The sequence below is a fragment of the Flavobacterium sp. genome (genome assembly GCF_035299005.1).
GTDB lineage: Bacteria > Bacteroidota > Bacteroidia > Flavobacteriales > Flavobacteriaceae > Flavobacterium.
In genome coordinates this window covers 135211-158279 of sequence record NZ_DATGXL010000012.1, presented here as the reverse complement: position 1 = coordinate 158279, position 23069 = coordinate 135211, and the positions used below count along the sequence as shown (strand labels likewise).

At 31.0% G+C, this 23069-nt stretch carries 21 protein-coding genes and 1 tRNA gene; 12 read left to right on the top strand and 10 right to left on the bottom strand.

Annotation, left to right across the window (positions count from 1 at the left end):
* Positions 1-6 precede the first annotated feature (6 nt).
* The 6 genes from VK164_RS06645 to udk all read right to left on the bottom strand — a co-directional run bounded on the left by VK164_RS06645 (position 7) and on the right by udk (position 7874).
* The gene (locus tag VK164_RS06645) at positions 7-2493 is read right to left on the bottom strand and encodes a DEAD/DEAH box helicase (protein WP_324208605.1); all 2487 of its coding nucleotides are present in this window, start codon (positions 2491-2493) and stop codon (positions 7-9) included.
* A 4-nt stretch (positions 2494-2497) separates the two neighbouring features.
* The gene (locus VK164_RS06640) at positions 2498-3283 is read right to left on the bottom strand and encodes a hypothetical protein (RefSeq protein WP_324208604.1); all 786 of its coding nucleotides are present in this window, start codon (positions 3281-3283) and stop codon (positions 2498-2500) included.
* Positions 3284-3398: 115 nt separating this feature from the next.
* Positions 3399-5525, bottom strand: coding sequence for a methylmalonyl-CoA mutase (scpA, locus tag VK164_RS06635; protein WP_324208841.1), 2127 nt, complete (start codon positions 5523-5525; stop codon positions 3399-3401).
* Positions 5525-6889 (bottom strand): methylmalonyl-CoA mutase subunit beta, encoded by a 1365-nt coding sequence (locus tag VK164_RS06630; RefSeq protein ID WP_324208603.1) that lies wholly within the window; start codon positions 6887-6889, stop codon positions 5525-5527. The genes scpA and VK164_RS06630 overlap by 1 nt, the downstream gene beginning before the upstream one ends.
* An 11-nt stretch (positions 6890-6900) precedes the next feature.
* Positions 6901-7266, bottom strand: coding sequence for a septum formation initiator family protein (locus VK164_RS06625; RefSeq protein ID WP_324208602.1), 366 nt, complete (start codon positions 7264-7266; stop codon positions 6901-6903).
* Complete coding sequence (gene udk, locus VK164_RS06620; RefSeq protein WP_324208601.1) at positions 7266-7874, bottom strand: uridine kinase; 609 nt, start codon at positions 7872-7874, stop codon at positions 7266-7268. Before udk ends, VK164_RS06625 begins: the two co-directional genes overlap by 1 nt.
* A 189-nt stretch (positions 7875-8063) precedes the next feature.
* On the opposite strand from udk, the gene VK164_RS06615 reads away from it, so the two are divergent.
* Positions 8064-8138, top strand: a tRNA-Pro gene (locus tag VK164_RS06615).
* A gap of 135 nt (positions 8139-8273) precedes the next feature.
* A complete protein-coding gene (gene trxB, locus VK164_RS06610) occupies positions 8274-9221 on the top strand; it encodes a thioredoxin-disulfide reductase (protein WP_324208600.1) in 948 nt (315 codons plus the stop codon).
* Positions 9222-9284: 63 nt separating this feature from the next.
* Here the strand turns inward: trxB and VK164_RS06605 are convergent, their stop codons facing one another.
* From VK164_RS06605 to VK164_RS06590, 4 genes are all read right to left on the bottom strand, one after another.
* A complete protein-coding gene (locus tag VK164_RS06605; RefSeq protein ID WP_324208599.1) occupies positions 9285-10121 on the bottom strand; it encodes a GIN domain-containing protein in 837 nt (278 codons plus the stop codon).
* Between the two features lie 282 nt (positions 10122-10403).
* Complete coding sequence (locus VK164_RS06600) at positions 10404-11129, bottom strand: head GIN domain-containing protein (protein WP_324208598.1); 726 nt, start codon at positions 11127-11129, stop codon at positions 10404-10406.
* A 2-nt stretch (positions 11130-11131) separates the two neighbouring features.
* Positions 11132-12880 carry a PspC domain-containing protein gene (locus VK164_RS06595; RefSeq protein WP_324208597.1) on the bottom strand — a complete coding sequence of 583 codons (1749 nt, stop codon included), beginning with the start codon at positions 12878-12880 and terminating at the stop codon, positions 11132-11134.
* Positions 12881-12885: 5 nt separating this feature from the next.
* The gene (locus VK164_RS06590; protein ID WP_166235945.1) at positions 12886-13215 is read right to left on the bottom strand and encodes a PadR family transcriptional regulator; all 330 of its coding nucleotides are present in this window, start codon (positions 13213-13215) and stop codon (positions 12886-12888) included.
* A gap of 234 nt (positions 13216-13449) precedes the next feature.
* Here VK164_RS06590 and VK164_RS06585 point away from each other — a divergent pair, with 234 nt between their 5' ends.
* The 10 genes from VK164_RS06585 (at position 13450) to VK164_RS06540 (ending at position 23069) form a co-directional block, all read left to right on the top strand.
* The gene (locus VK164_RS06585) at positions 13450-13905 is read left to right on the top strand and encodes a DUF4442 domain-containing protein (protein WP_324208596.1); all 456 of its coding nucleotides are present in this window, start codon (positions 13450-13452) and stop codon (positions 13903-13905) included.
* A gap of 91 nt (positions 13906-13996) precedes the next feature.
* On the top strand, positions 13997-14902 hold the full coding sequence (locus tag VK164_RS06580) for a TIGR01777 family oxidoreductase (protein WP_324208595.1): 906 nt from the start codon (positions 13997-13999) through the stop codon (positions 14900-14902).
* Between the two features lie 83 nt (positions 14903-14985).
* Positions 14986-15549 (top strand): nucleotide exchange factor GrpE, encoded by a 564-nt coding sequence (locus VK164_RS06575; protein ID WP_324208594.1) that lies wholly within the window; start codon positions 14986-14988, stop codon positions 15547-15549.
* A 61-nt stretch (positions 15550-15610) separates the two neighbouring features.
* Positions 15611-16729, top strand: coding sequence for a molecular chaperone DnaJ (dnaJ, locus tag VK164_RS06570; RefSeq protein ID WP_324208593.1), 1119 nt, complete (start codon positions 15611-15613; stop codon positions 16727-16729).
* 159 nt (positions 16730-16888) lie between these two features.
* Positions 16889-17809, top strand: a complete 921-nt coding sequence (locus tag VK164_RS06565) for an ATP-binding cassette domain-containing protein (protein WP_324208592.1) — start codon at positions 16889-16891, stop codon at positions 17807-17809.
* A 2-nt stretch (positions 17810-17811) separates the two neighbouring features.
* Positions 17812-19110: an ABC transporter permease gene (locus VK164_RS06560; RefSeq protein WP_324208591.1), complete on the top strand. Its 1299-nt coding sequence runs from the start codon at positions 17812-17814 to the stop codon at positions 19108-19110.
* Between the two features lie 68 nt (positions 19111-19178).
* Positions 19179-20342: a sigma-54 dependent transcriptional regulator gene (locus VK164_RS06555; RefSeq protein WP_324208590.1), complete on the top strand. Its 1164-nt coding sequence runs from the start codon at positions 19179-19181 to the stop codon at positions 20340-20342.
* A gap of 77 nt (positions 20343-20419) precedes the next feature.
* On the top strand, positions 20420-21034 hold the full coding sequence (locus tag VK164_RS06550; protein WP_324208589.1) for a DEAD/DEAH box helicase: 615 nt from the start codon (positions 20420-20422) through the stop codon (positions 21032-21034).
* Between the two features lie 18 nt (positions 21035-21052).
* Positions 21053-21271 (top strand): DUF2007 domain-containing protein, encoded by a 219-nt coding sequence (locus tag VK164_RS06545; protein WP_324208588.1) that lies wholly within the window; start codon positions 21053-21055, stop codon positions 21269-21271.
* A 163-nt stretch (positions 21272-21434) separates the two neighbouring features.
* On the top strand, positions 21435-23069 hold the full coding sequence (locus tag VK164_RS06540) for an ABC-F family ATP-binding cassette domain-containing protein (RefSeq protein ID WP_324208587.1): 1635 nt from the start codon (positions 21435-21437) through the stop codon (positions 23067-23069).

Here is a 23069-nt window from a genome sequence, read left to right as displayed (position 1 = left end):
TGTTATCTATAAAAATCTCTCAATTTCGAATTTTTGAAAATCATTTAATGTATTTAGATAACTTTTAAAAGATTCATTGATAATTAAGTTATTGTTGTCATCAAAGTCAATATTGTTGATTTGATTGTCATTTTCAAGCTTACTAATTAAGCTAATATTCATGCCGAATTTAGTAAACTTTATTTTGTTTTTATCAATTGTGCCATAGACATAGAGATTGTATTCGTTCTCTGATATTAATTCATAATCGTAAAGGAAAACAATAAATTTATTTAATGTAAAACTCACAAAGTTGTCTTCCATTTTTAGTTTAACAATAGCTAAATTTATTAATTCTCTTTCATCTTTAATTTTTCCTAAATCAATATAAACTTTTGAACTTTTAATGTAGTTATTACTATCATATACTTCGTTACCATACGCAGATCCAAAATAGAACATTCTTTCTTTTTTAATTTCGGACTTGGCTTTTTCTTCAAAATATTTTTTTAGTGATTCAACATTTTCTTTTAATGACCTTTTTTGATTTACCTCAATATAAAATTTATAGTGTTTTCTTGTTTCTTCAAAATCAAACCTTTTAAATTCATTATCTTGAACAATCTCTAAATTGTTTTTAATAAAAATTATATATATTTTTTCCAATAAATCTAAACCTTCCCAAAGATTTTTTTGTTCTAAATTATTTAAAACTATTGTGACTAATTTTTCAATATCACATTTGTATAGATTTATAATTCCTGACTCTATCAAATATTGTTTAAGCTCATCAAATCTGTTGTTTGGAATTTCACTAAGAAATTTTTCTTGATTTTGAATTTTTCTTTTTAAGTCTCTTAATCGTTCTTGTTCTTCAGGAATTTTATCTTTTATTGATTCAATATCATAGTTTAGTAATGTTGGATTTTTTATTTCATCTTTAAAAACTCTTGATCTCAAAGACTTAATACTTGGAAACATATTACTAATTGTTTTTTCTGTTGAGTCATATTCGTTATTGTTGATAAAGTGAATTTTAGGAAGTAACTTAAAAAGTTTATTTTCATTATTTCTAAAAATTTCATTCAATCTATTCACCCGACCAATGAGATTATTTAAACCCTTTGGACCCAAACCATAAGTATTAAAAATAAATAATGAATCAATAGGCATATTTATGCCTTCAAGTATTACTGAATTTGCAACCAAAAACTTTATTTCGTTTAATTCTTTATATTTTAATTCTAAATATTCTTTTATTAAATCTGGCATTTGCCCGTGAATATATGAAACACCATATTCTAAACAATCAATAACATAAAAATCTTTATGAACTTCATTTCTTAATATATCAATGATGGTTTTTACACTTTCTGTTTTTTCTGTTCTTTTTAGATTTTTACATAAATCTCTAGCTATGTTTTCAACTTTTTTTGGTCTTGCATGATAAATAAAATTTTTTTCACATGAGTTTAATATTAAATATTCAAAATAATTTTGAAACTCATTAATTTTAAAACCTTTAAATATATCATTTATAAAAAACCTATTATGTTTTATTATATCTCCGTTGAGTTTATATTCAAATATTTCTGGTTCTTTTATATTGAAATTTATCCTGTAGCTTTTAATGTTTTGATTTTCATATATTTCAATGTTTTTAACATCTTCAATTAATGGAGATAAATAAATAACTTTGTGATCTTTATTTAATTTTTTATTTATTGAAATTAGTCTAGAAAGTAAAATACTTCTATTGCTTTTATCTTTTACACTTTCTAATATTTTATGTGCTTCATCAATAATTAAATTGTCATAAAATATTTTTTTTTCTTTTTTCAATAATCTTAATGCTCTTTCTTGTGTGAATATTGCGATAAAAGAATCTTCATTTTGGTACATTTCGTCATGAAAAAGAAGCTTGTATTTTAAACCAGCATCTTTAATCATTTTATAAGTTTGCATTAGTAATGATTTTGTTGGAACTACAATTACAATTTTTTCTTTGTTTCCAATTTTTTTAATATAGTCAATTATAATAGAACTTTTCCCAAAAGAAGTCGGTGCCAAATAGCTTTTTTCATTTGATTTTTCATTTAGGAATAATTTTTTATTTCTATTTTGTTCAAATGTTTCAAAATATTTTTCATCAATATTTTGAAAATTGTCAAGTTCAAGTTCGATTAGTTTATCATTTATACTTGTTTTTGGAAGTAAATTATTTTCTAAAATGACTTTTGTAATTGGATAAAAACCAAAGTTTATAGAAAAATCATAAAGAGGTTTGTAATCACCATAAAACACTGAGTATTTTAAAATAATATAATATGCAAAATCAGCAAAACTTGAGTATCTTTTATCTTTTTCGTACTCTTTTAGGAATAATAATGCACATGATAAAATGTAAGATTTTTCATTCTCATTTAAAATTTTATCACATGTAAGTTTTTCAATTAAATTTTTAAAGTTTTCGTTTTTGAAAGCTGATGTAAATTGTGTGTTTTGATTCTGCATGTAATTAACTTTCTAAATAAGTTATAAAGTTTGTGAGAGATTTTTTGTTTAAACAAATTAATCTAATTTGTTTAAAATCGAATTCTTTTATTAATTCATCTATTTCATTAATAAAATCATCATTTTTTTCATTCCATTTTTCATCATAAATTATTGTAGAAGCTGGAATTATGTTTTGTTCTTTAATGTCTTCAAATTTCCCATTTGTATAGTTAATATCTAATTGATTTAATTTTTTAGAAATACTATCATCAGAATCAACTACTTTAGAATGGTTATATGCATTTTCCCACGGATTATTTGCTGTTTCTCCTTTCAACATTTTCTTAAGACCAGAATAGGCTTCCTTAATTTTAGAATTATGAGAATTTCCATTAGTTTTTATGCTTCCAGATTTACTTTCTAAAATCCAACTATCATTATCAAAGCTGTAATATCCATCAAATCCTTTTTTTATGGAACCTTCTTCTAAGTTTTTAAATGTAAATTCTTGTTTGAAGTTCATCTTATTTAAAAATAGATGAATCATAAACTCCGAAATTGCTCCCATTAAAATAGTATTATCATTTAATTCTTTTTCATTTTCTTTTTTCTTGAGCAAAAAATTTAATATCTTTTTTTTTACTGTTTCAAAGTCAATATTTCTTGGGCCATAACATATTGAAACTAATTTTTCATCAATATATTCCTTTAGGCGGCCTTCTATTTTGTCAATTTCAATGACAAATAGAAAATTATTATTTCCTAATTCTTTTGTTTTTAAATTAAATATTTTATCGGATTCAATCAAAATATATGAGTTTATTGTAAATCTATAAATTTATTTTTTTAAATAAGCTATTTTAACAACATAAAAAAAACACCAACATATCTGCTGGTGTTTTTTGTTTTATATTGAATTTAAACTATTCCTCCAATAAAACCTCTAAAATCGTTATCGCGGCATCGCTAATTTTAGTTCCAGGACCAAAAACGGCTACAGCTCCGGCGTCGAATAAGAATTGGTAATCTTGTGCTGGGATAACTCCTCCAACAATTACCATGATATCTTCTCTTCCGTATTTTTTTAGTTCTTCAATAACTTGTGGTACCAAGGTTTTGTGTCCCGCTGCTAAAGAAGAAACGCCTAAAATATGCACGTCATTTTCAACCGCTTGTTTGGCTGCTTCTTGTGGTGTTTGGAATAATGGACCAATGTCCACATCAAAACCTACGTCGGCATAACCTGTTGCTACTACTTTAGCACCACGATCGTGACCGTCTTGTCCCATTTTCGCAATCATAATACGAGGACGACGACCTTCTTTCTTCGCGAAAGCATCAGCTAATTGTTTTGCTTTTTCAAAACTTACATCGTTCTTAATTTCTTTACTATACACGCCGCTAAAACTTCTAATTTGTGCTTTATATCTTCCAAAAACTACTTCTAAAGCATCACTAATTTCACCTAATGTAGCTCTGTTTCTTGCTGCTTCTACGGCTAAAGATAGTAAATTTTCACCACCATTTTTAGCGCTTTCGGTTAATTTTGCCAAACATTCGGCAACTTTAGCGTTATCGCGAGTCGCTTTAATTTGGTCTAAACGTTCAATTTGTTGTTTGCGCACCATTTGGTTATCCACATCCAAAATATGTAACGGATCTTCTTTTTCCAAACGGTATTTGTTCACCCCAACAATAATATCTTGACTGCTATCAATACGAGCTTGTTTACGCGCAGCAGCTTCTTCAATTCTTAGTTTAGGAATTCCAGCTTCAATCGCTTTAGTCATTCCGCCTAATTCTTCTACTTCTTGAATTAAAGCCCAAGCTTTCTCAGCAATTTCAGCCGTTAAACTTTCTACATAATAACTTCCTGCCCAAGGGTCAACCGTTTTACAAATTTTGGTTTCTTCTTGTAAAAAGATTTGGGTATTACGAGCAATTCGTGCTGAGAAATCGGTTGGTAAAGCAATGGCTTCGTCCAAAGCATTAGTGTGTAACGATTGAGTTCCTCCAAAAGCTGCTGCGGCTGCTTCAATCGCAGTTCGAGCCACGTTATTAAAAGGATCTTGCTCCGTTAAACTCCAACCCGAAGTTTGGCAATGCGTTCTTAATGCTAATGATTTTTCGTCTTTTGGGTTGAATTGTTTTAATAGTTTTGCCCAAAGCATACGACCGGCACGCATTTTCGCAATTTCCATAAAATGATTCATTCCAATCGCCCAGAAAAACGAAAGGCGAGGAGCGAACGTATCAATATCCATTCCAGCGGCTAAACCAGTGCGAATGTATTCTAAACCATCTGCTAAAGTGTAAGCTAATTCAATATCAGCAGTAGCTCCCGCTTCTTGCATGTGGTAACCCGAAATTGAAATTGAGTTGAATTTCGGCATGTTTTTACTCGTATATTCGAAAATATCTGCAATAATTTTCATCGAAGGCGTTGGTGGATAAATATAGGTATTTCGCACCATGAATTCCTTCAAAATATCATTCTGAATCGTTCCCGACAATAGGTTAGGAGTAACGCCTTGTTCTTCAGCTGCTACGATGTAGAATGCCATAATAGGCAAAACCGCTCCATTCATCGTCATCGAAACCGACATTTCACCTAACGGAATTTGGTCGAAAAGTACTTTCATATCTTCTACCGAATCAATCGCAACCCCAGCTTTTCCAACATCACCAACCACACGTTCGTGGTCAGAATCGTAACCTCTGTGTGTTGCTAAATCGAAGGCAACGGATAACCCTTTTTGTCCGGCTGCTAAGTTTCTTCTGTAAAAAGCATTACTTTCTTCCGCAGTTGAAAATCCTGCGTATTGACGAATTGTCCAAGGACGGCGAACGTACATGGTTGCGTATGGTCCGCGTAAATTGGGTGCAAAACCAGCTCCAAAACCAAGGTGTTCTAAATCGGAAATGTCTTCTTTAGTGTAAGTTGGTTTAACTTCAATTCCTTCTGCAGTTGTGAAGTGTTGTTTTTCAGAAACTTCTGATTTCTGACTTTTAACTTCTAACTTTAAATGTTGTATATCTTTTCTCATGATTATTGCTCTTGAGATAATCGTTCTTGTTCTAATTTTTCAGCCAAGCGTTTTTCAATAATCGGTGTGATTAATGTTTTTCTGGCGTTTTGTTTCACGAAAGGATACAATTCCAAATCGTTTTTCATTTGGTCGTTTTTGTTCGGATACTTGTTGGTTCCCAATAAAACTTCTTTCCCTGAATCGAAAAATTCTTGTTCTTTTTGTGCGCTTTCGTTGATTTTTCTTTGGATAGTTCCATCGATTAATTGCGAAATTAAACCGCCATTTTTCTCGATATCTTTGAATAATTCCAAACCTTTTTCGGCTAATTGTTCTGTTAAAGTTTCAATGTAATAAGCACCATCAGCTGGATTATTCACTTTGTCGAAATAACTTTCGTGTTTTAAAACTAACAATTGGTTTCTCGAAATTCTATCGCCAAACTCGTTGTCTTTGTGATAAATCGCATCGTAAGCTAAATTCGCAACCGCATCAGCTCCACCAAGAATTGCACTCATACATTCCGTAGTTGTACGAAGCATATTTACGTTGTAATCGTATAAGGTTTTGTTACGTTTTGTTGGTGTTGCAATGATATGACAATCAAAATTATGATTGTATTCTGATGCTAACGTGTTGAATAAAAGGCGTAAGGCTCTTAGTTTTGCGATTTCGAAAAAGTAATTGGTTCCAACTGCAACTTCAATCGTAATGGGTTTGTTGATGGCTGGAATTCTATTGAAATATTCGTTTACTTGTGCTAAAGTGTAAGCCAATTGTTGCACGATATTCGCACCAGCGTTTTGATAAATTCCGCTTGAAATAGTTAAAAATGGAACAGTTGACTTAGGAGCAATTGCATTTAGTTTTTCGAAATCCTTTTCAAGATTTTCAAACCAATTTCCATCTTTTGTTAATTGTCCGATAGGGTCAATTTGAATGAAGATAGTTGCTTTGTTTTTTAAGCTAAACTCATTTATTTTAACTACGAAATCGATTGATAGAAACGGCAAATTGAAATAATAATTCACATTTTCTAACGGAAGATTTTGCATCAATTCTTCAATAGAAACCAAATCATTTTCTAATGTAAAACGAACGCTTTCAGCTCCTCTTTGTAATGTTTCTAGCGCACGAGCATTCGATTTTTTTACATCGTGGACAAAAATATTTTGAACGATTGCAAAAGGTTTTTTAGGAGCAATGGCATCAAAATTTATCACTGTTTCATCATTGTGGTAAAACGGTTTTACTTTAATACCTTCTGGGCTTTCCCAAACTAAGGTTTCGTTGTAATCAGCGCCTTTTAGTTCAAATTGAATTTGTTGTTTCCATTGTTTGCTGGAAATAGGTTCAAATTCTGAAAATAGATTATTGTTAGTCACGAATTATATATTTAATTGTTACTATTTATTTTTTTGGCTTCAGCTTCTTTTTCGGCTTTTTTGTCGTCTTCAAATTCAATAATGTAGATATCTTCGTTTTCGCGTTTCATATAATATTTTTCGCGAGCATATTTTTCGACTCTATCATTGTTTTTTAAGTGCTTAATACTGGCACTGTCTTTTTTAATCTCAGTTTTGTAGTAGTTGATATTGTCTTCAATTTCTTCAATTTCTTTATCTAAAACGCGATGTTCTAAATAGGAATAATTGTCTAAAAACAAAATCCAAATAGTAAAGAAAATTAACACCAAAACATAGCGGTTTGCTAAAATTTTTAGGAACGGATAATTGGTAATTAAATTCTTTAATTTGTTCATTATACTAATCTTTGGTTGATTACAGCTCGAACTACATCTATAGCTACGGTGTTGTATTTATCGTTAGGAATAATAATATCGGCAAATGCTTTTGTTGGTTCTATAAATTGTTCGTGCATTGGTTTTAAAGTGGTTTGATAACGATTCAAAACTTCTTCCATATCACGTCCACGTTCTGCAATATCACGTTTTAAACGACGAATTAGTCGTTCGTCTGAATCAGCATGAACATATACTTTAATATCAAACATATCTCTTAATTCTGGATTTGTAAGAATTAAGATACCTTCAACAATCATTACTTTTCTTGGGTGTGTGATGATTTTGTCATCCGTTCTATCGTGAGTTACAAAAGAATAAACCGGTTGCTCAATTGTTTTTCCCGCTTTTAAATCTTTTAAATGGGCTACTAATAATTCAAAATCAATAGCTCTTGGATGATCAAAATTAATTTTTGTACGTTCCTCATAACTCAAATGGTGTGTTTCTTTATAGTATGAATCTTGTGAAATGATTCCTACTTCAGAAGAAGGTAACTCATTCATAATTTGATGTACAACAGTAGTTTTTCCACTTCCGGTGCCACCGGCAATTCCAATAATTAGCATAAAATGTTGAATAGTTTTGTTTTAGCAAAAATAGAAATAATATTCTATGTGTTTTTTGTTTTGATGAGAAAGTTTTGGGAATAAATGCTAAAAAAATATAGGTTGTTTGAAGTGTTTATTTAATTTCAAAAAAAACATTTAATTTATTTGTTAGAATAGAATTTAGTTATATATTTGCAACTTCATTTACGGGGTGTAGCGTAGCCCGGTTATCGCGCCTGCTTTGGGAGCAGGAGGCCGCAGGTTCGAATCCTGCCACCCCGACAAAAACCTTCTTGAATAAATCAAGAAGGTTTTTTTTATTTTAAAAAACTATACTTAGATAGTTAAAACTAATCTATTTTTAAGAAATAATTTTAATTAAAAACTTACATTTGCTACTCTTAAAAGAATAAAGTTATGTCAAATACAATCGAAAAAGTAAAATGCTTAATTATAGGTTCTGGTCCAGCAGGTTATACTGCAGCTATTTATGCGGCTAGAGCAAATATGAATCCTGTGTTATATCAAGGTACACAACCTGGTGGTCAATTAACAACTACAAATGAAGTAGAGAATTTTCCAGGTTACCCAGACGGTGTTACAGGACCTGAAATGATGGTGCAATTACAGGCACAAGCACAGCGATTTGGAACAGACGTTCGTGATGGTTGGGCAACAAAAGTTGATTTTTCAGGTGAAATTCATAAAGTTTGGATTAATGATACCAAAGAAGTACATGCAGAAACAGTAATTATTTCTACAGGAGCTTCTGCTAAATATTTAGGATTAGAATCTGAACAGCATTATTTGAAACTAGGAGGTGGTGTTTCTGCTTGTGCAGTTTGCGATGGATTTTTCTACAGAAATCAGGAAGTCGTAATCGTTGGTGCAGGAGATAGCGCTTGTGAAGAGGCACATTATCTTTCTAAATTATGTAAAAAAGTAACAATGTTAGTGAGAAGTGATAAATTTAGAGCTTCTAAAATTATGGCTGAGCGTGTTCAAAAAACTGAAAACATTGACATTTTAATGCATACAGAAACAGAAGAAGTTTTAGGTGATGGACAAGTTGTTACAGGTGTAAGAGTTAAAAATAGAACTACAGGAGAATTAACCGAAATTCCAGCGACAGGATTTTTTGTAGCTATAGGACACAAACCTAACACAGATATTTTTGCGGATTATATTACCTTAGACGAAACAGGATATGTTGTAAATGTACCTGGAAGTTCAAAAACCAATGTACCAGGTGTATTTGTTGCTGGTGATGCGGCCGATCATGTATACCGTCAGGCAATTACTGCTGCTGGGACTGGTTGTATGGCTGCTTTAGATGCAGAAAGATATATTGCTTCAAAGGAGTAATATTAGTATATAAACAAAAAATCCGACACATTTGTCGGATTTTTTGTTTATTATAATGAACGGTTATTTTTCTTTTTTATATAGTGTTGTGTTATTTGTGAACTTTTCTATGGAGATTTTTTGTTCACCAAATAATTCAATTTCTGATTTTCCTGCAGCCTCAATAGTAATTTCTTTGCTTACATTTACTTCACATTTTGCATAACTCTCGGTGTCTAGTTCTAAATCTCCAATTACGAATTTTTGTGCTAGTAAATTACTACTGTTGTCTAATCGTATTTTTGCATTTGCAGCATTCCCTTCAATAGTAGCCTTACTTTTTTGATACATATCAATTTTAACTTCTGGAGAAGCAACGAGTGCTTTCAATTCGCTACTTTTACTTAATTCAAGGTTTGTGCTTTCTGCTTTAACATTAATTTCTGCTTCTGCTTTGTCATCTAAAACTAAGGCAAAATATTTTGATTTTACATTTAAAAATGATTTTGAATTGTCGTAGTTTTTAATAGTAATATTGTCTAATTCTAAATCAGCTAATGCTTTTATTTCTACTTCATTTCTGGCGGTAATTAGCTTTAAACTATCTGAATAGTTAATACGAATGGCAAATTTTTTAACGCCAGAAGCTTCTTTTAAAGAAGTTACTCTTAAGGTATTGCCTGTTACTTCAAAATTAATAATGTCGTGCAGGTTATCGTCAGCTTCTATTTCTAATGAAGGTTTATCACCTTTAACTAGTAATACTTCAAAATTGTCACCAACTTCAATATTTTCAAAGCTTTTTAATTCTTTAATGGCTACGGTTACTATTTTTGAACCTTTGATTTTTTCTTTCTTTTGGGCTAAAGAAAACATAGTTACTAGTAAAGCAACTAATAGAAATGGGATGTTTTTAAACATTTTAATTCGAATTTGTTTTTACAAATATAAAAAAAAACACCAGTGAAAGTACTGATGTTTTATTTTTGTATTTATAGTATAGATTCTACCAAGTTTGCGATAAAAGTAAATACAAATTCTATTATTTGAATAACTAGCTTTATCATGAGAGTCGAATTTAGTTTGTTTAGCTGTATTGTTTTTTGTAAAATTAATTCTTTGTATTAATTCAGGCTGTTAATTTTATACTAATTATTTGTTAAATACAATGAATTGATTTGATAATGAATAGGTTGTAGTTTATTAGTTTCCTTCAACACTTCCGCCAGATGTTTCTTCTTTTGTAATTGTTTTGGGTGTTTGTACATAATCAATTGAACTACCACTGGAAGCTTTTGCGTCTAATTTTACTATTGGTTTCACAGAAGTTGAACTTCCACTTGACGATTGAGCAAAAACATCATTTGCTGCTAATTGATTGGCATCTATTTCACTTCCACTTGATGATGCTGTTTCTAGTTTTAAAGTTTTTCCAGAAACAGTAATGTTGCTTCCGCTTGATGATTCGCAACTTACATTTTCGTATTCCAACACGGCTTCAATTTCACTACCACTGCTTGATTTTACAGCAATCGTATTTCCTTTTAGGGTGTTTTTAGAAGTAATTGAAGAACCGCTTGAAGCTTCCAATCCAACAATTGAATTCATTTTTACTCTTACATCTATAGAAGACATTGTGTTTATATTTCCCTCTATTTTTACAATTAGGGTTCCGTTTTCAACTTTAGTAATTACATATTGCATTAAGTTGTCATCAGTTTCTACTTCAATATCGGTTGGTGTGCCTTGTTCTACAATGACAGTAACTCCAGTACTTGATGAAATTTTGTCAAAATTTTCATTAATAGTTCTTTTTTCAGTAATAATATTACCACTTCCGTCAACACCGTTACCTAAGTTGAGATTAGCGTTGCATGATGTTAATGTTAATACAATTAAAAGAGCCAATATTTTGAATGTAGTTTTCATGTTTATTTAGTTTTGGTTTCTTTTTTAGTATCTATTTCAATTTTTACGTTTTGAACTTCTTCCTTTACTTCTTTGATTTCTTTTTTTATCAAAACACCATTTTCATCATAAATAATTGTTGAAGTTGAATCGTTTACTATTTCGTTGTTTTCAATATCTCCATATTCATTTTCTGAGATAGGACAATTTAAACATTTCACCTTTTCTTTATCTACTCTATATACATAATCTGATGAACTATAGTGTAAGTTGAAAAAATCGTTGTTAGATCGGTCAAAATGGTCAAAGTTTTTGTTGGTTTTGAATAATGTTCCTTTTGGTAAATACAAGTACAAAGCTACTTCTTGGCCTCTAAATTTGTTTTCAACAGCTGAAATTAAATAATTATCTAAAATTAATGTATTTCCTTCAATTTTGTATCCATATTTAATTTTTTCTGCTCTTTTATTAGCTTCGGTTGCAGATTTGCCACGTGCCAATTTTTCTACTTGAATATAGGGCATCAATTCATCAGTTTCCATAATTTCTATAGTAACATTATTTGAATAGATGATTTCGTTTTTATTTTCGTCTTGTGTTAATTTAAAATCGGTTTCATGATAACTATTTTTAGAATAAAAATCGTTGTTCTTGAATTTAATATGCAATGTGTCGTTTGGAGCTAATATAATTTCTTCTTTTTGAACCACTTTTCCTTCATATGCCATTTGTGTTGCTTCATTAATTCCTAATGAAATTGCAATTCCAACTGCAATAACCCATAGTGCAATTAGTGTATATGTTGCTATATTTCCAATTGATTTTAAATTGTTTACTAATAATTTTAATCCTAATAAAAGCAAGAAGAAAAAAGGAATTCCAAAGACCAAAATAACTAATAAACCTTGTACCCAAAGTGGTGTTTCTAATCCGATAGGTGTATTAAAATGATTTAATATATAGTTGTCTGGCATTGTAGAGGAAAACATCATGACTATTCCTGTAATGATAAATCCGAGAAGTGAAAATGAAGCTACTAATACGATGATTCCACCTATGAATATTGCAAAAACTTTGAAAATTGTTTTGAAAATCTCTTCAAAAGTTGAACCTATTTTCTCAGCACCAGATTTTGCTGTACTGGCAATTTTTTGATGATCAATACCGCTTATTTTTGAAGAAATATCATCAATTCCTTCCTTTACTTTTCGTTCAATGTTTGAAATATTTATGGGTTCTCCCCTCATTTCAAGTTTTTGAGTTGTTGTGATAGCTTCTGGAACTAAAATCCATAACACTATATATACAAATAATCCTGTTCCAAACCCAAAGAATAAAATTACCATTATTATACGTAACCAAAGAGCATCTATTCCTAAATAGTGACCTAGTCCGGCCATTACCCCACCAAGCATTCCATTTTCTTTATCTCTGAATAATCTTTTTGAAGGATAATAATAGTTGCCTGAAGCAGAAGTTGAGGTGTTTGATTGATAAGAAGTTTTTTCATCATCAATTTTATAATCTTCAGGTTGCCCCATGATTCCAATTACAGCATCAATTTCTACTAAGCCAATGACTTGTTTGTCATTTTTAATACGCTCTTGAAATAATTCAGCAATTCTGCTTTCAATGTCTTTCATAATTTCTTCTCTTCCATCAGGAGCAAGTGAGCGTTTCACCGCATCAAAATAACGCGATAATTTTTGATAGGCATCTTCATCAATATGGAAGAAAAAACCTCCTAAATTTATACTTATTGTTTTGTTCATGACTCTTAGTTTTGACTAGTTATTATGTTCACGGCATCTGCTAATTCTTTCCAAGTGCCGTTTAATTCTTGTAAAAAATCTTTTCCTTCTTCGGTTAATCCATAATATTTTCTAGGTGGTCCCGATGTTGATTCTTCCCAACGATAATTCAATAAACCATCGTTTTTTAATCTTGTTAATAAAGGATATACTGTTCCTTCCACTACAAGTAGTTTTGCGTTTTTTAGCGTGTCCAATATTTCAGAAGTGTAAGCATCTTTTTCTTTTAATACAGATAAAATGCAAAACTCTAAAACACCTTTTCGCATTTGCGCTTTAGTGTTTTCAATGTTCATAATTCCTTTTGATTTTTTTAATTAAACTGTTCATTTTTTGACTTTGTTTTGCTTGCGCAAATTAATTGATTTGATGATTGAAATTAGATTACCTATTAATTTCTTATACAAAGATAAGTCTAAAAACAGGTATTGTGTTACGCATAGTACTAATATTTAACAAAAAATTAACAAATTAAAAATAGTAGGAAAGCATAGTATTTTTTGTATTTTTACAAATTAAATCAATGAATTATGGAGTTTACACCCTCAAAACTTAATCTTTTTACTTTTTTTAAACTACCTTCTGCATTTTGGAGTGGTGTCCGTGTTAAGTCGATTTCGCCAGAAGTTTGTGAAGTAACTGTAAAACACCGTTGGTTCAATCAGAATCCGTTTAACTCAATGTATTTTGCTGTGCAAGCTATGGCAGCTGAGTTTACTACGGGTGCTTTGGTTATGTTTCAAATCAAACAAAGCGGTAAAAATATATCAATGTTAGTGGCTCAAAATAAGAGTGTGTTTACAAAAAAAGCTACTGGAAGAATTATTTTTACATGTAATCAAGGGAATGCAATAAAAGAAACTATTCAAAAAGCTATCGATACTATGGAAGGACAGACTATTTGGCTAACTTCAATAGGTAAAAATGAAAAAGGGGAACAAGTTTCTGAAATGCAATTCGAGTGGACTATTAAAGTTAGAGCTTAAAATTCTCATCTTCAAACTAATCCTAAACATACGTTAATTTACTTTCATTGTTCTATTTTTGATTGTAACTTTGAGAAAAAGGAAAAAGAAAATGACCATTTTAATTACAGGTGCAACAGGATTAGTAGGGCAAGAATTGGTGAGCTTGTTATTACAAAACGGACATATTGTTCATTATTTGTCTACTTCAAAGAAGAAATTAGTTTTTAATACTAATTATAAAGGGTTTTATTGGAACCCAAAAACAGCTGAAATAGATATAGCTTCGTTAACAGATGTTGAAGTTATTGTGCATTTAGCTGGAGCAAATGTGGCTAAAAAATGGACAAAATCTTATAAAGAAGAAATTATAGAAAGTCGTATACTTTCGACTAGGTTGTTGTTTCAAACGCTTCAAAAAACACCAAATCGAGTAAAACAAATCGTTTCAGCTTCAGCTATTGGAATTTATCCAGACAGTTTAACCAATATTTATCATGAAACCGACTTAGATGTTGATGTTTCTTTTCTTGGAAATGTTGTAAAACTATGGGAAAATGAAGTCAGCCAGTTTGAAAAATTAGAAATAGTCGTTTCAAAAATTAGAATTGGAATCGTTTTTGCTAAAAATGGTGGAGCTTTACAAGAAATGGCAAAACCTATTAGATATGGAGTAGGAGCTGCTTTTGGTTCGGGTGAACAATATCAATCTTGGATTCATATTCAAGATTTAGTTGCTGTTTTCTATCACGTAATTGAAAACGAGTTGCCTGGAATTTACAATGGCGTTTCTCCATATCCAGTATCAAATGCAGAACTCACAAAAGCAATTGCTAAAACATTAGAAAAGCCATTGTTTTTACCAAATGTCCCTAAGTTTGTTATGAAAATTATTCTTGGCGAAATGCACGAAATTTTATTTTCGAGTCAACATGTAAGTTGTAGAAAATTATTGGATGAAAACTTTCAATTCAAATTTGCTTCTTTGGACAAAGCATTGAATGATTTGTTGAAATAAACTTTTATAAATATTTTTTCCTGACAATTTGACATTTTTAAACATTTGGCAATACATTTGCAATCCCATTTACTAAAGTAAAAATGTTTAAAAAAATATTCAAAAATATGAGTCAAGAAAGTACTGAAAACATCGAAAAGGATAACATTAATGAAGAAAATGTTTCAGAAAATCAAGGAATTCCAACACCAGAATTATCTGTAGAAGAGCAATTACAAGAAGAGTTGAGCAACGAAAAAGATAAATTTTTGCGTCTTTTTGCTGAATTCGAAAATTATAAAAGAAGAACTGCTAAAGAGCGTATCGACTTATTCAAGACTGCAAATCAAGAAGTTTTACAAGCTATGCTACCTGTTTTAGATGATTTTGATAGAGCTTGGGCTCAAGTTTCTAAATCTGATGATGAAGCATTAGTAACTGGTGTACAATTGATTCATGATAAACTGAGAAGTACTTTAGTTTCTAAAGGTTTGGAAGAAGTAGAAGTTAAAGCAGGCGATGCTTTTAATGCTGATTTTGCAGAAGCTATTACCCAAATTCCAGCGCCAAACGATAAATTAAAAGGTAAAATTGTTGATGTAATTGAAAAAGGTTACAAATTAGGAGACAAAATTATTCGTTTTCCAAAGGTTGTAATCGGACAATAATTTTTATCATGGAGACAAGTTTTTGCTTGTCTTTTTCTACATATTATAATATTAAGATATAATGAAAAAAGATTTTTACGAAATATTAGGTATCTCAAAAAATGCTACGGCCGAAGAAATAAAGAAAGCATATCGTAAGAAAGCAATCGAGTTTCACCCTGACAAAAATCCGGGCAATAAAGAAGCGGAAGAAAAGTTCAAAGAAGCAGCTGAAGCTTATGAGGTTTTAAGCGATGCTAATAAAAAAGCTAAATATGACCAATATGGTCACCAAGCTTTTGATGGTGGAGGATTTGGCGATGGTCATCATATGAATATGGATGATATTTTCAGTCAGTTTGGAGATATTTTTGGTGGTGCTTTTGGCGGTGGCGGATTTTCTGGATTTGGCGGTGGCGGAGGTCAGCGTAGAGTAAAAGGAAGCAATCTTCGTATCAAAGTAAAATTGACTTTGGAAGAAATTGCTAATGGTGTTGAAAAGAAAGTGAAAGTAAAACGTAAAGTTCAAGCGAAAGGTGTAACTTATAGAACATGTCCAACGTGTAATGGTTCTGGACAAATTATGAAAGTTGCCAATACAATTTTAGGTAGAATGCAAACAGCAACTACGTGTCATATTTGTAGTGGTTCTGGTCAAATATTAGATCAAAAACCAGCGGGAGCAGATGCGCAAGGAATGTTATTAGAAGACGATACGGTTTCTATCAAAATTCCTGCTGGAGTTGTTGATGGAATGCAGTTAAAAGTAGCTAATAAAGGTAACGAAGCGCCAGGAAGTAATAGTATTCCAGGTGATTTAATTGTAGCTATCGAAGAAATCGAACATGAATTCTTAAAACGTGAAGGTGAAAATTTACATTTTGATTTATATATCAGTGTTGCAGAAGCTGCTTTAGGAGCCTCAAAAGATATTGAAACTGTTTCAGGAAAAGTACGAATCAAGTTGGAAGAAGGTATTCAATCGGGTAAAATTTTACGCCTAAAAGGGAAAGGAATTCCGAGTTTAAATTCATACGGAAATGGGGATTTGTTAGTACATGTAAATGTTTGGACACCAAAGACTTTAAGCAAAGAACAGAAGCAATTTTTTGAGAAAATGCTTACAGATGAAAACTTTATTCCGAAACCAGAAAAATCAGATAAATCTTTTTTTGAAAAAGTTAAAGATATGTTTTCATAATTAAATATAATTTAATACATTTGAAACTCACTTTCTTAGGAGAGTGAGTTTTTCTTTTTCATAGCAATTTTTCCCATCCTTTAGCAATAAAGGGTGGGTTTTTTTTGTAACAAAATACAGTTTTATACTACTAACTAAACAAACAAATTTACCTTTACTATGAGTAATATTCTCGAAGTACAAAATGTGGTTAAGCAATATGGTAATTATACTGCGCTTAACAATGTTTCGTTGCAAGTTCCCAAAGGAAGTATTTATGGACTGCTTGGTCCAAATGGTGCTGGAAAAACATCTCTTATTCGAATCATTAATCAAATCACAATGCCAGATAGCGGTGTGGTTTTGTTAGATGGTGAAAAATTAAAACCTGAACATGTTCAATATATTGGTTATATGCCAGAAGAACGAGGTCTATATAAAACCATGAAAGTAGGTGAACAATGCTTGTACTTGGCGCAATTAAAAGGAATGCCACATGAAGAAGCTAAAAAACAATTGAAATATTGGTTTGAAAAGTTTGAAATTCAAGGCTGGTGGGATAAAAAAATTCAAGAACTTTCAAAAGGTATGGCGCAAAAAATTCAGTTTATTGTAACGATTTTGCACCAACCAAAATTATTAATTCTTGACGAACCTTTTTCAGGATTTGATCCAGTAAATGCCAATTTGATTAAAGATGAAATCATCGAATTGAACAAAAAAGGAACTTCAATCATTTTTTCAACGCACCGAATGGAATCGGTTGAAGAAATGTGTGATTATATCGCTTTGATTCACAAATCAAATAAACTAATTGAAGGTAAATTAGAAGATGTAAAGCGTCAACACCGCTCAAATACTTTTGAAGTGGGTGTATTAACCAATAATATTGAAGGATTAATGGTGCATTTAACACAAAAGTTTACAATTGGACAAACCAATTTTAAATCATTAAATGATGATTTAAAATTAGAAGTACAATTAGGCGAACACAATTCAAATGAATTACTTTCTATTTTAACACAATTTGGTCAAGTAACACATTTCGTAGAAAAAATTCCAAGTGTAAACGATATTTTCATTCAAACTGTAAGCAAATAATCATGAGCATATTATCTTTAATTATAAAAAGAGAATTTATTGCCAAAGTGCGTAATAAATCATTTATAGTAATGACTTTTTTAGGACCATTATTAATAGTTGGAATGACTTTTTTAATTGTTTACTTATCGAGTGTAAATAAAGGAGAAATCAAAAAAATTGGTGTTCACGACACAGCAAAAGTATTTGTAAACGATTTAAAAAGCAATAATGACATACTTTACATTGATTTATCTTCAATGCCAATTGAAAAAGCAAAAGATTCTGCAAGTAATGGATATGAAGGTTTAATCTATGTTCCAGAAGTACAAAGTATTGATGAATTAGCAAAAAAAACAGTTTATATTTCGGACGAAAGTCCTAAAATGGAATTTTTAAGTCATTTACAAGGAACAATAGAAGCTAAATTAAATAAAGAGAACTTGAAAAAACTGGGTTTTGATGCGGATAAAATAGAAAAAGCCAAAATCAAATCAGATATACAAGTTGCAAAATTTTCTGGAGAAGAAGGGATTAAATATTTAAATGAGATTAAAATATTTATTGGTTTTGCTTTTGGATATTTAATCATGATGTTTATTATTATTTATGGAAATATGGTAATGCGAAGTGTTATTGAAGAGAAAACAAATCGTATCATTGAAATTATTATTTCATCAGTCAAGCCATTTCAATTGATGATGGGAAAGATCATAGGAACTTCTTTAGCTGGAATTCTTCAGTTCTTAATTTGGATTATTTTAGGTGGTGTAATTATGTTTGCTGCTACTTTATTTATGGGGCAAAGTCAGGAATCTGTTGCTACAGCACAAATGTCTGCTGAGCAAGCAGAATTAGCTATGAGTTTTACTGCTAAAATTCAAATGTATTTAAATGAAATTCCTGTTGGTACAATTTTAGCTGCCTTTGTGGTTTTTTTTATTGGAGGTTATTTTCTATACAGCTCTTTTTATGCAGCAATTGGTGCTGCTGTTGATTCTGAAACCGATTCACAACAATTTTTGTTACCGATTATCATGCCGCTAATGCTAGGTGTTTATGTAGGTTTTATTACCGTTATGAACGACCCACATGGTACAGTTGCAACAATTTTTTCTATAATACCATTGACTTCACCAATTGTAATGCTCATGCGTATTCCTTTTGGAGTACCTTGGTGGCAATTACTACTTTCTGTAGTTTTATTGTATGGAACGTTTATCTTTGTAGTCTGGTTTGCAGCAAAAATCTACCGAGTAGGTATTTTAATGTACGGAAAAAAACCAACTTGGAAAGAATTATATAAATGGTTGAAATATTAAAAAGAGGTTAAGAATTTATATGTTTAAGAGTTTCCCCTTTTAAACTCAACCCTTTTAAAGTAAAAAGAATGAGTAAAATCCTTATCATAGAAGATGAAGCAGCTATTCGAAGAGTGTTAACTAAAATACTTTCCGAAGAGAATGACTCGTATAAAGTAGAAGAAGCAGAAGACGGATTGCAAGGTGTAGAAAAAGTCAAAAATGAAGATTATGATTTAATTCTTTGTGATATCAAGATGCCAAAAATGGACGGTGTTGAGGTATTAGAAGCCGTTAAAAAAATTAAACCTGAGATTCCAATGGTTATGATCTCTGGACATGGCGACTTGGAAACAGCAATAAATACTATGCGTTTAGGTGCTTTTGATTACATTTCAAAACCACCAGATTTGAATCGTTTATTGAATACCGTTCGTAATGCATTAGATAGAAAACAGCTAGTAGTTGAGAATAAAATCTTGAAGAAGAAAGTTTCTAAAAACTACGAAATGATAGGAAATAGCGAGGCTATTAATCATATTAAAACTATGATTGATAAAGTAGCGCCAACAGATGCCAGAGTTTTAATTACAGGGCCAAATGGAACTGGAAAAGAATTAGTGGCGCATCAATTGCACGAAAAGAGCGAGCGTTCATCGGCTCCAATTATAGAGGTAAATTGCGCTGCTATTCCATCTGAATTAATTGAAAGTGAATTGTTCGGTCACGTAAAAGGTGCTTTTACTTCTGCTGTAAAGGATAGAGCAGGAAAGTTTGAAGCAGCAGATGGCGGAACCATTTTCTTAGATGAAATTGGAGATATGAGTTTGTCAGCTCAAGCCAAAGTTTTACGTGCTTTGCAAGAAAATTTAATTCAAAGAGTTGGAGCAGACAAAGACATTAAAGTTAATGTTCGTGTAGTTGCAGCAACTAATAAAGATTTAAAAAAGGAAATTGAAGAAGGCAGATTCAGAGAGGATTTATATCATCGTTTGGCCGTTATTTTGATTAAAGTTCCCGCTTTAAATGATCGAAGAGATGATATTCCAGAACTAATTGAACATTTTGCAGCAAAAATTGCTTCAGAACAAGGAAATGCGGTTAAAAGTTTTTCAAAATCAGCCATTAAATTATTACAAGAATACGATTGGACCGGGAATATTAGAGAATTACGTAATGTAGTAGAACGCTTAATTATTTTAGGAGGAAGCGAAATTTCAGAGCAAGACGTTCAACTATTTGCGAGTAAATAATACCAAGTGAAGAGTGATTAGTAATTAGTGAAAAGTTTGCTAATTACTAATCACTCTTCACTAATTACTAAATAAAAATGCAGTTAAAAAAAATAAATACAAATCTTCAAAATGCACTGATTGAAAACAATTTAATCGAGGCAAATGAAATGCAACAAGAAACTTTTTCAACAATAAAAAGTGGTGTTGATGCAGTTATTCAATCTCCAAAAAAGAGTGGAAAAACAACTACTATTTTGATGAATGTTATCCAACGAATGGAGAAACCAGTAGGTGAAAGTACAAGAGCATTGGTGTTAGTGCAAGACAAAGAAAAAGTCTTGGAAGCATTGGAAATATTTAAAAAAATGAACCATTACACGAATTTACGTGTTTTTGGGGTGCATGAAAAAGGGGATATGGATTATGATAAAAACCAAATTTCTTTAGGAATGGATGTTTTAATTGGAACTCCAATTCGTATTAATGAAATGTTTTCTTCTGCTGGATTTAACATGAATACGATTAAAATGTTTGTGGTTGATGATGTAGAAGAAATGTTGCGTAAAAGAGAAGATTCAATTATTCATAGACTTTCAATGAGTGCTGAAAAAACGCAACGTTTGTTTTTTTGTTCACAAATCACAGAAAGAGTAGAAGTGTTAGCCGATAGAATAATGATTGAGCCTCTTTTCTTTGAAATGGAAGATTGATTTTAAAAACATACAACTATGGGAATGATGAAAGTTTTTTCGGGAAGTGAAATTTTAGCAGAAACATTAAAACAAAAAATTGAAGCAGTTGGGATTATAGTTGTTAAAAAAGATAATTTACAATCAGCTCGTTTGGCAGGTTTCGGAAATACTGATTTAGCAGTAGAATTATTTGTAGATGAACGCTATTACGGAAAAATTAGTCCCGTTTTAGAAGAATTTAGAATGAGTTTGTAATTCAAAATTAATTATAATCTTAAAGCTTCTATTTACAGAAGCTTTTTTTATTTCAATAACAAATTCTTAATTGCCTAATTAACTAATTAATCTATCTTTGCACCTTTCAAAAATTTCAGTAAAATAATTTTTATTTTTTACTTCTAACTTTTTACTTTAAAAAATGATTACAGTAAACGACATTGCCGTAGAATTTGGTGGAACCACACTTTTTAGTGAAGTAACTTTTGCCATCAATGAAACCGATAAAATTGCCCTAATGGGTAAAAATGGTGCTGGAAAATCTACGCTTTTAAAAATTGTTGCAGGAGCAAATAAACCTACTCGTGGTGTTATTTCAGCGCCAAGTGATGCAGTTATTGCTTATTTACCGCAACATTTGTTGACAGAAGATAACTGTACGGTAATGGAAGAAACATCGAAAGCATTTGCTTCGGTGTTAAATATGAAAAAAGAAATCGACGAAATTAATGAGCAATTGACTATTCGTACCGATTATGAAAGCGATGAGTACATGAAATTGATTGAAAAAGTTTCGGAATTATCTGAAAAATATTATTCAATTGAAGAAGTAAATTACGAAGCTGAAGTTGAAAAAATATTAAAAGGATTAGGGTTTGAAAGAGAAGATTTTAATCGACCAACTAAAGAATTCTCAGGAGGTTGGAGAATGCGTATTGAATTAGCTAAAATCCTTTTAACTAAACCCGATTTGATTCTTTTAGATGAGCCAACTAATCACTTAGATATGGATAGTATTGAATGGTTGGAAGAATTTTTGATTAATCAAGCGAAAGCTGTTATGGTTATTTCGCACGATAGAGCATTTGTTGACAACATTACAAATCGTACGATTGAAGTTACAATGGGAAGAATTTATGATTACAAAGCAAAATATTCTCACTATTTAGAATTGCGAAAAGACAGACGCGTTCACCAACAAAAAGCGTATGAAGAGCAACAAAAATTCATTGCAGATAATCAAGCTTTTATTGAGCGTTTTAGAGGAACTTTTTCTAAAACGGAACAGGTGCAATCTCGTGTTAGAATGTTAGAAAAAATTGTTCCTATCGAAGTGGACGAAATTGATAATTCGGCTTTAAAGTTGAAATTTCCACCATCGGCTCGTTCAGGTCAATATCCTGTGATTGTTAAAGATTTAGAAAAATCATATGGTGATAAATTAATTTTCAAAGATGCAAATTTAGTTATAGAACGTGGTCAAAAAGTAGCTTTTGTGGGTAAAAATGGTGAAGGAAAATCGACCATGATTAAAGCTATCATGAAAGAAATTGAAATTAATGGAGGTTCTGTGGAAATTGGTCACAATTGCCAGATTGGTTATTTTGCTCAAAATCAAGCAGCAATGTTAGATGAAAATGCAACAATTTTTGAAACCATTGACAGAATTGCCGTTGGCGACGTTCGAACTCAAATTAAAAATATTCTTGGAGCATTTATGTTTCAAGGAGATGATATTCAAAAGAAAGTTAAGGTACTTTCTGGAGGAGAAAAAACGCGTTTGGCAATGATAAAATTATTATTAGAACCTGTAAATCTTCTTATTTTAGATGAGCCTTCGAACCATTTAGATATGAAAACAAAGGACATCATCAAAGATGCTTTACGTGATTTTGATGGAACTTTAATTTTAGTTTCACACGATAGAGATTTCTTGGATGGTTTGGCCGAGAAAGTATTTGAATTTGGACACAAACGCGTAAAAGAACATTTCGAAGACATCAAAGGATTCTTAGCACACAAAAAAATGGATTCTTTGAAAGAGATTGAGAAGTAA

Coding starts and splice junctions, on each gene's coding strand:
- VK164_RS06595 (WP_324208597.1), bottom strand. CDS start 12,880: ATGAACAAAACAATAAGTATAAATTTAGGAGGTTTTTTCTTCCATATT.
- VK164_RS06580 (WP_324208595.1), top strand. CDS start 13,997: ATGACCATTTTAATTACAGGTGCAACAGGATTAGTAGGGCAAGAATTG.
- trxB (WP_324208600.1), top strand. CDS start 8,274: ATGTCAAATACAATCGAAAAAGTAAAATGCTTAATTATAGGTTCTGGT.
- VK164_RS06625 (WP_324208602.1), bottom strand. CDS start 7,266: ATGAACAAATTAAAGAATTTAATTACCAATTATCCGTTCCTAAAAATT.
- VK164_RS06590 (WP_166235945.1), bottom strand. CDS start 13,215: ATGAACATTGAAAACACTAAAGCGCAAATGCGAAAAGGTGTTTTAGAG.
- udk (WP_324208601.1), bottom strand. CDS start 7,874: ATGCTAATTATTGGAATTGCCGGTGGCACCGGAAGTGGAAAAACTACT.
- VK164_RS06585 (WP_324208596.1), top strand. CDS start 13,450: ATGGAGTTTACACCCTCAAAACTTAATCTTTTTACTTTTTTTAAACTA.
- VK164_RS06565 (WP_324208592.1), top strand. CDS start 16,889: ATGAGTAATATTCTCGAAGTACAAAATGTGGTTAAGCAATATGGTAAT.
- VK164_RS06575 (WP_324208594.1), top strand. CDS start 14,986: ATGTTTAAAAAAATATTCAAAAATATGAGTCAAGAAAGTACTGAAAAC.
- VK164_RS06645 (WP_324208605.1), bottom strand. CDS start 2,493: ATGCAGAATCAAAACACACAATTTACATCAGCTTTCAAAAACGAAAAC.
- VK164_RS06550 (WP_324208589.1), top strand. CDS start 20,420: ATGCAGTTAAAAAAAATAAATACAAATCTTCAAAATGCACTGATTGAA.
- dnaJ (WP_324208593.1), top strand. CDS start 15,611: ATGAAAAAAGATTTTTACGAAATATTAGGTATCTCAAAAAATGCTACG.
- VK164_RS06540 (WP_324208587.1), top strand. CDS start 21,435: ATGATTACAGTAAACGACATTGCCGTAGAATTTGGTGGAACCACACTT.
- VK164_RS06605 (WP_324208599.1), bottom strand. CDS start 10,121: ATGTTTAAAAACATCCCATTTCTATTAGTTGCTTTACTAGTAACTATG.
- VK164_RS06545 (WP_324208588.1), top strand. CDS start 21,053: ATGGGAATGATGAAAGTTTTTTCGGGAAGTGAAATTTTAGCAGAAACA.
- VK164_RS06560 (WP_324208591.1), top strand. CDS start 17,812: ATGAGCATATTATCTTTAATTATAAAAAGAGAATTTATTGCCAAAGTG.
- VK164_RS06600 (WP_324208598.1), bottom strand. CDS start 11,129: ATGAAAACTACATTCAAAATATTGGCTCTTTTAATTGTATTAACATTA.
- VK164_RS06555 (WP_324208590.1), top strand. CDS start 19,179: ATGAGTAAAATCCTTATCATAGAAGATGAAGCAGCTATTCGAAGAGTG.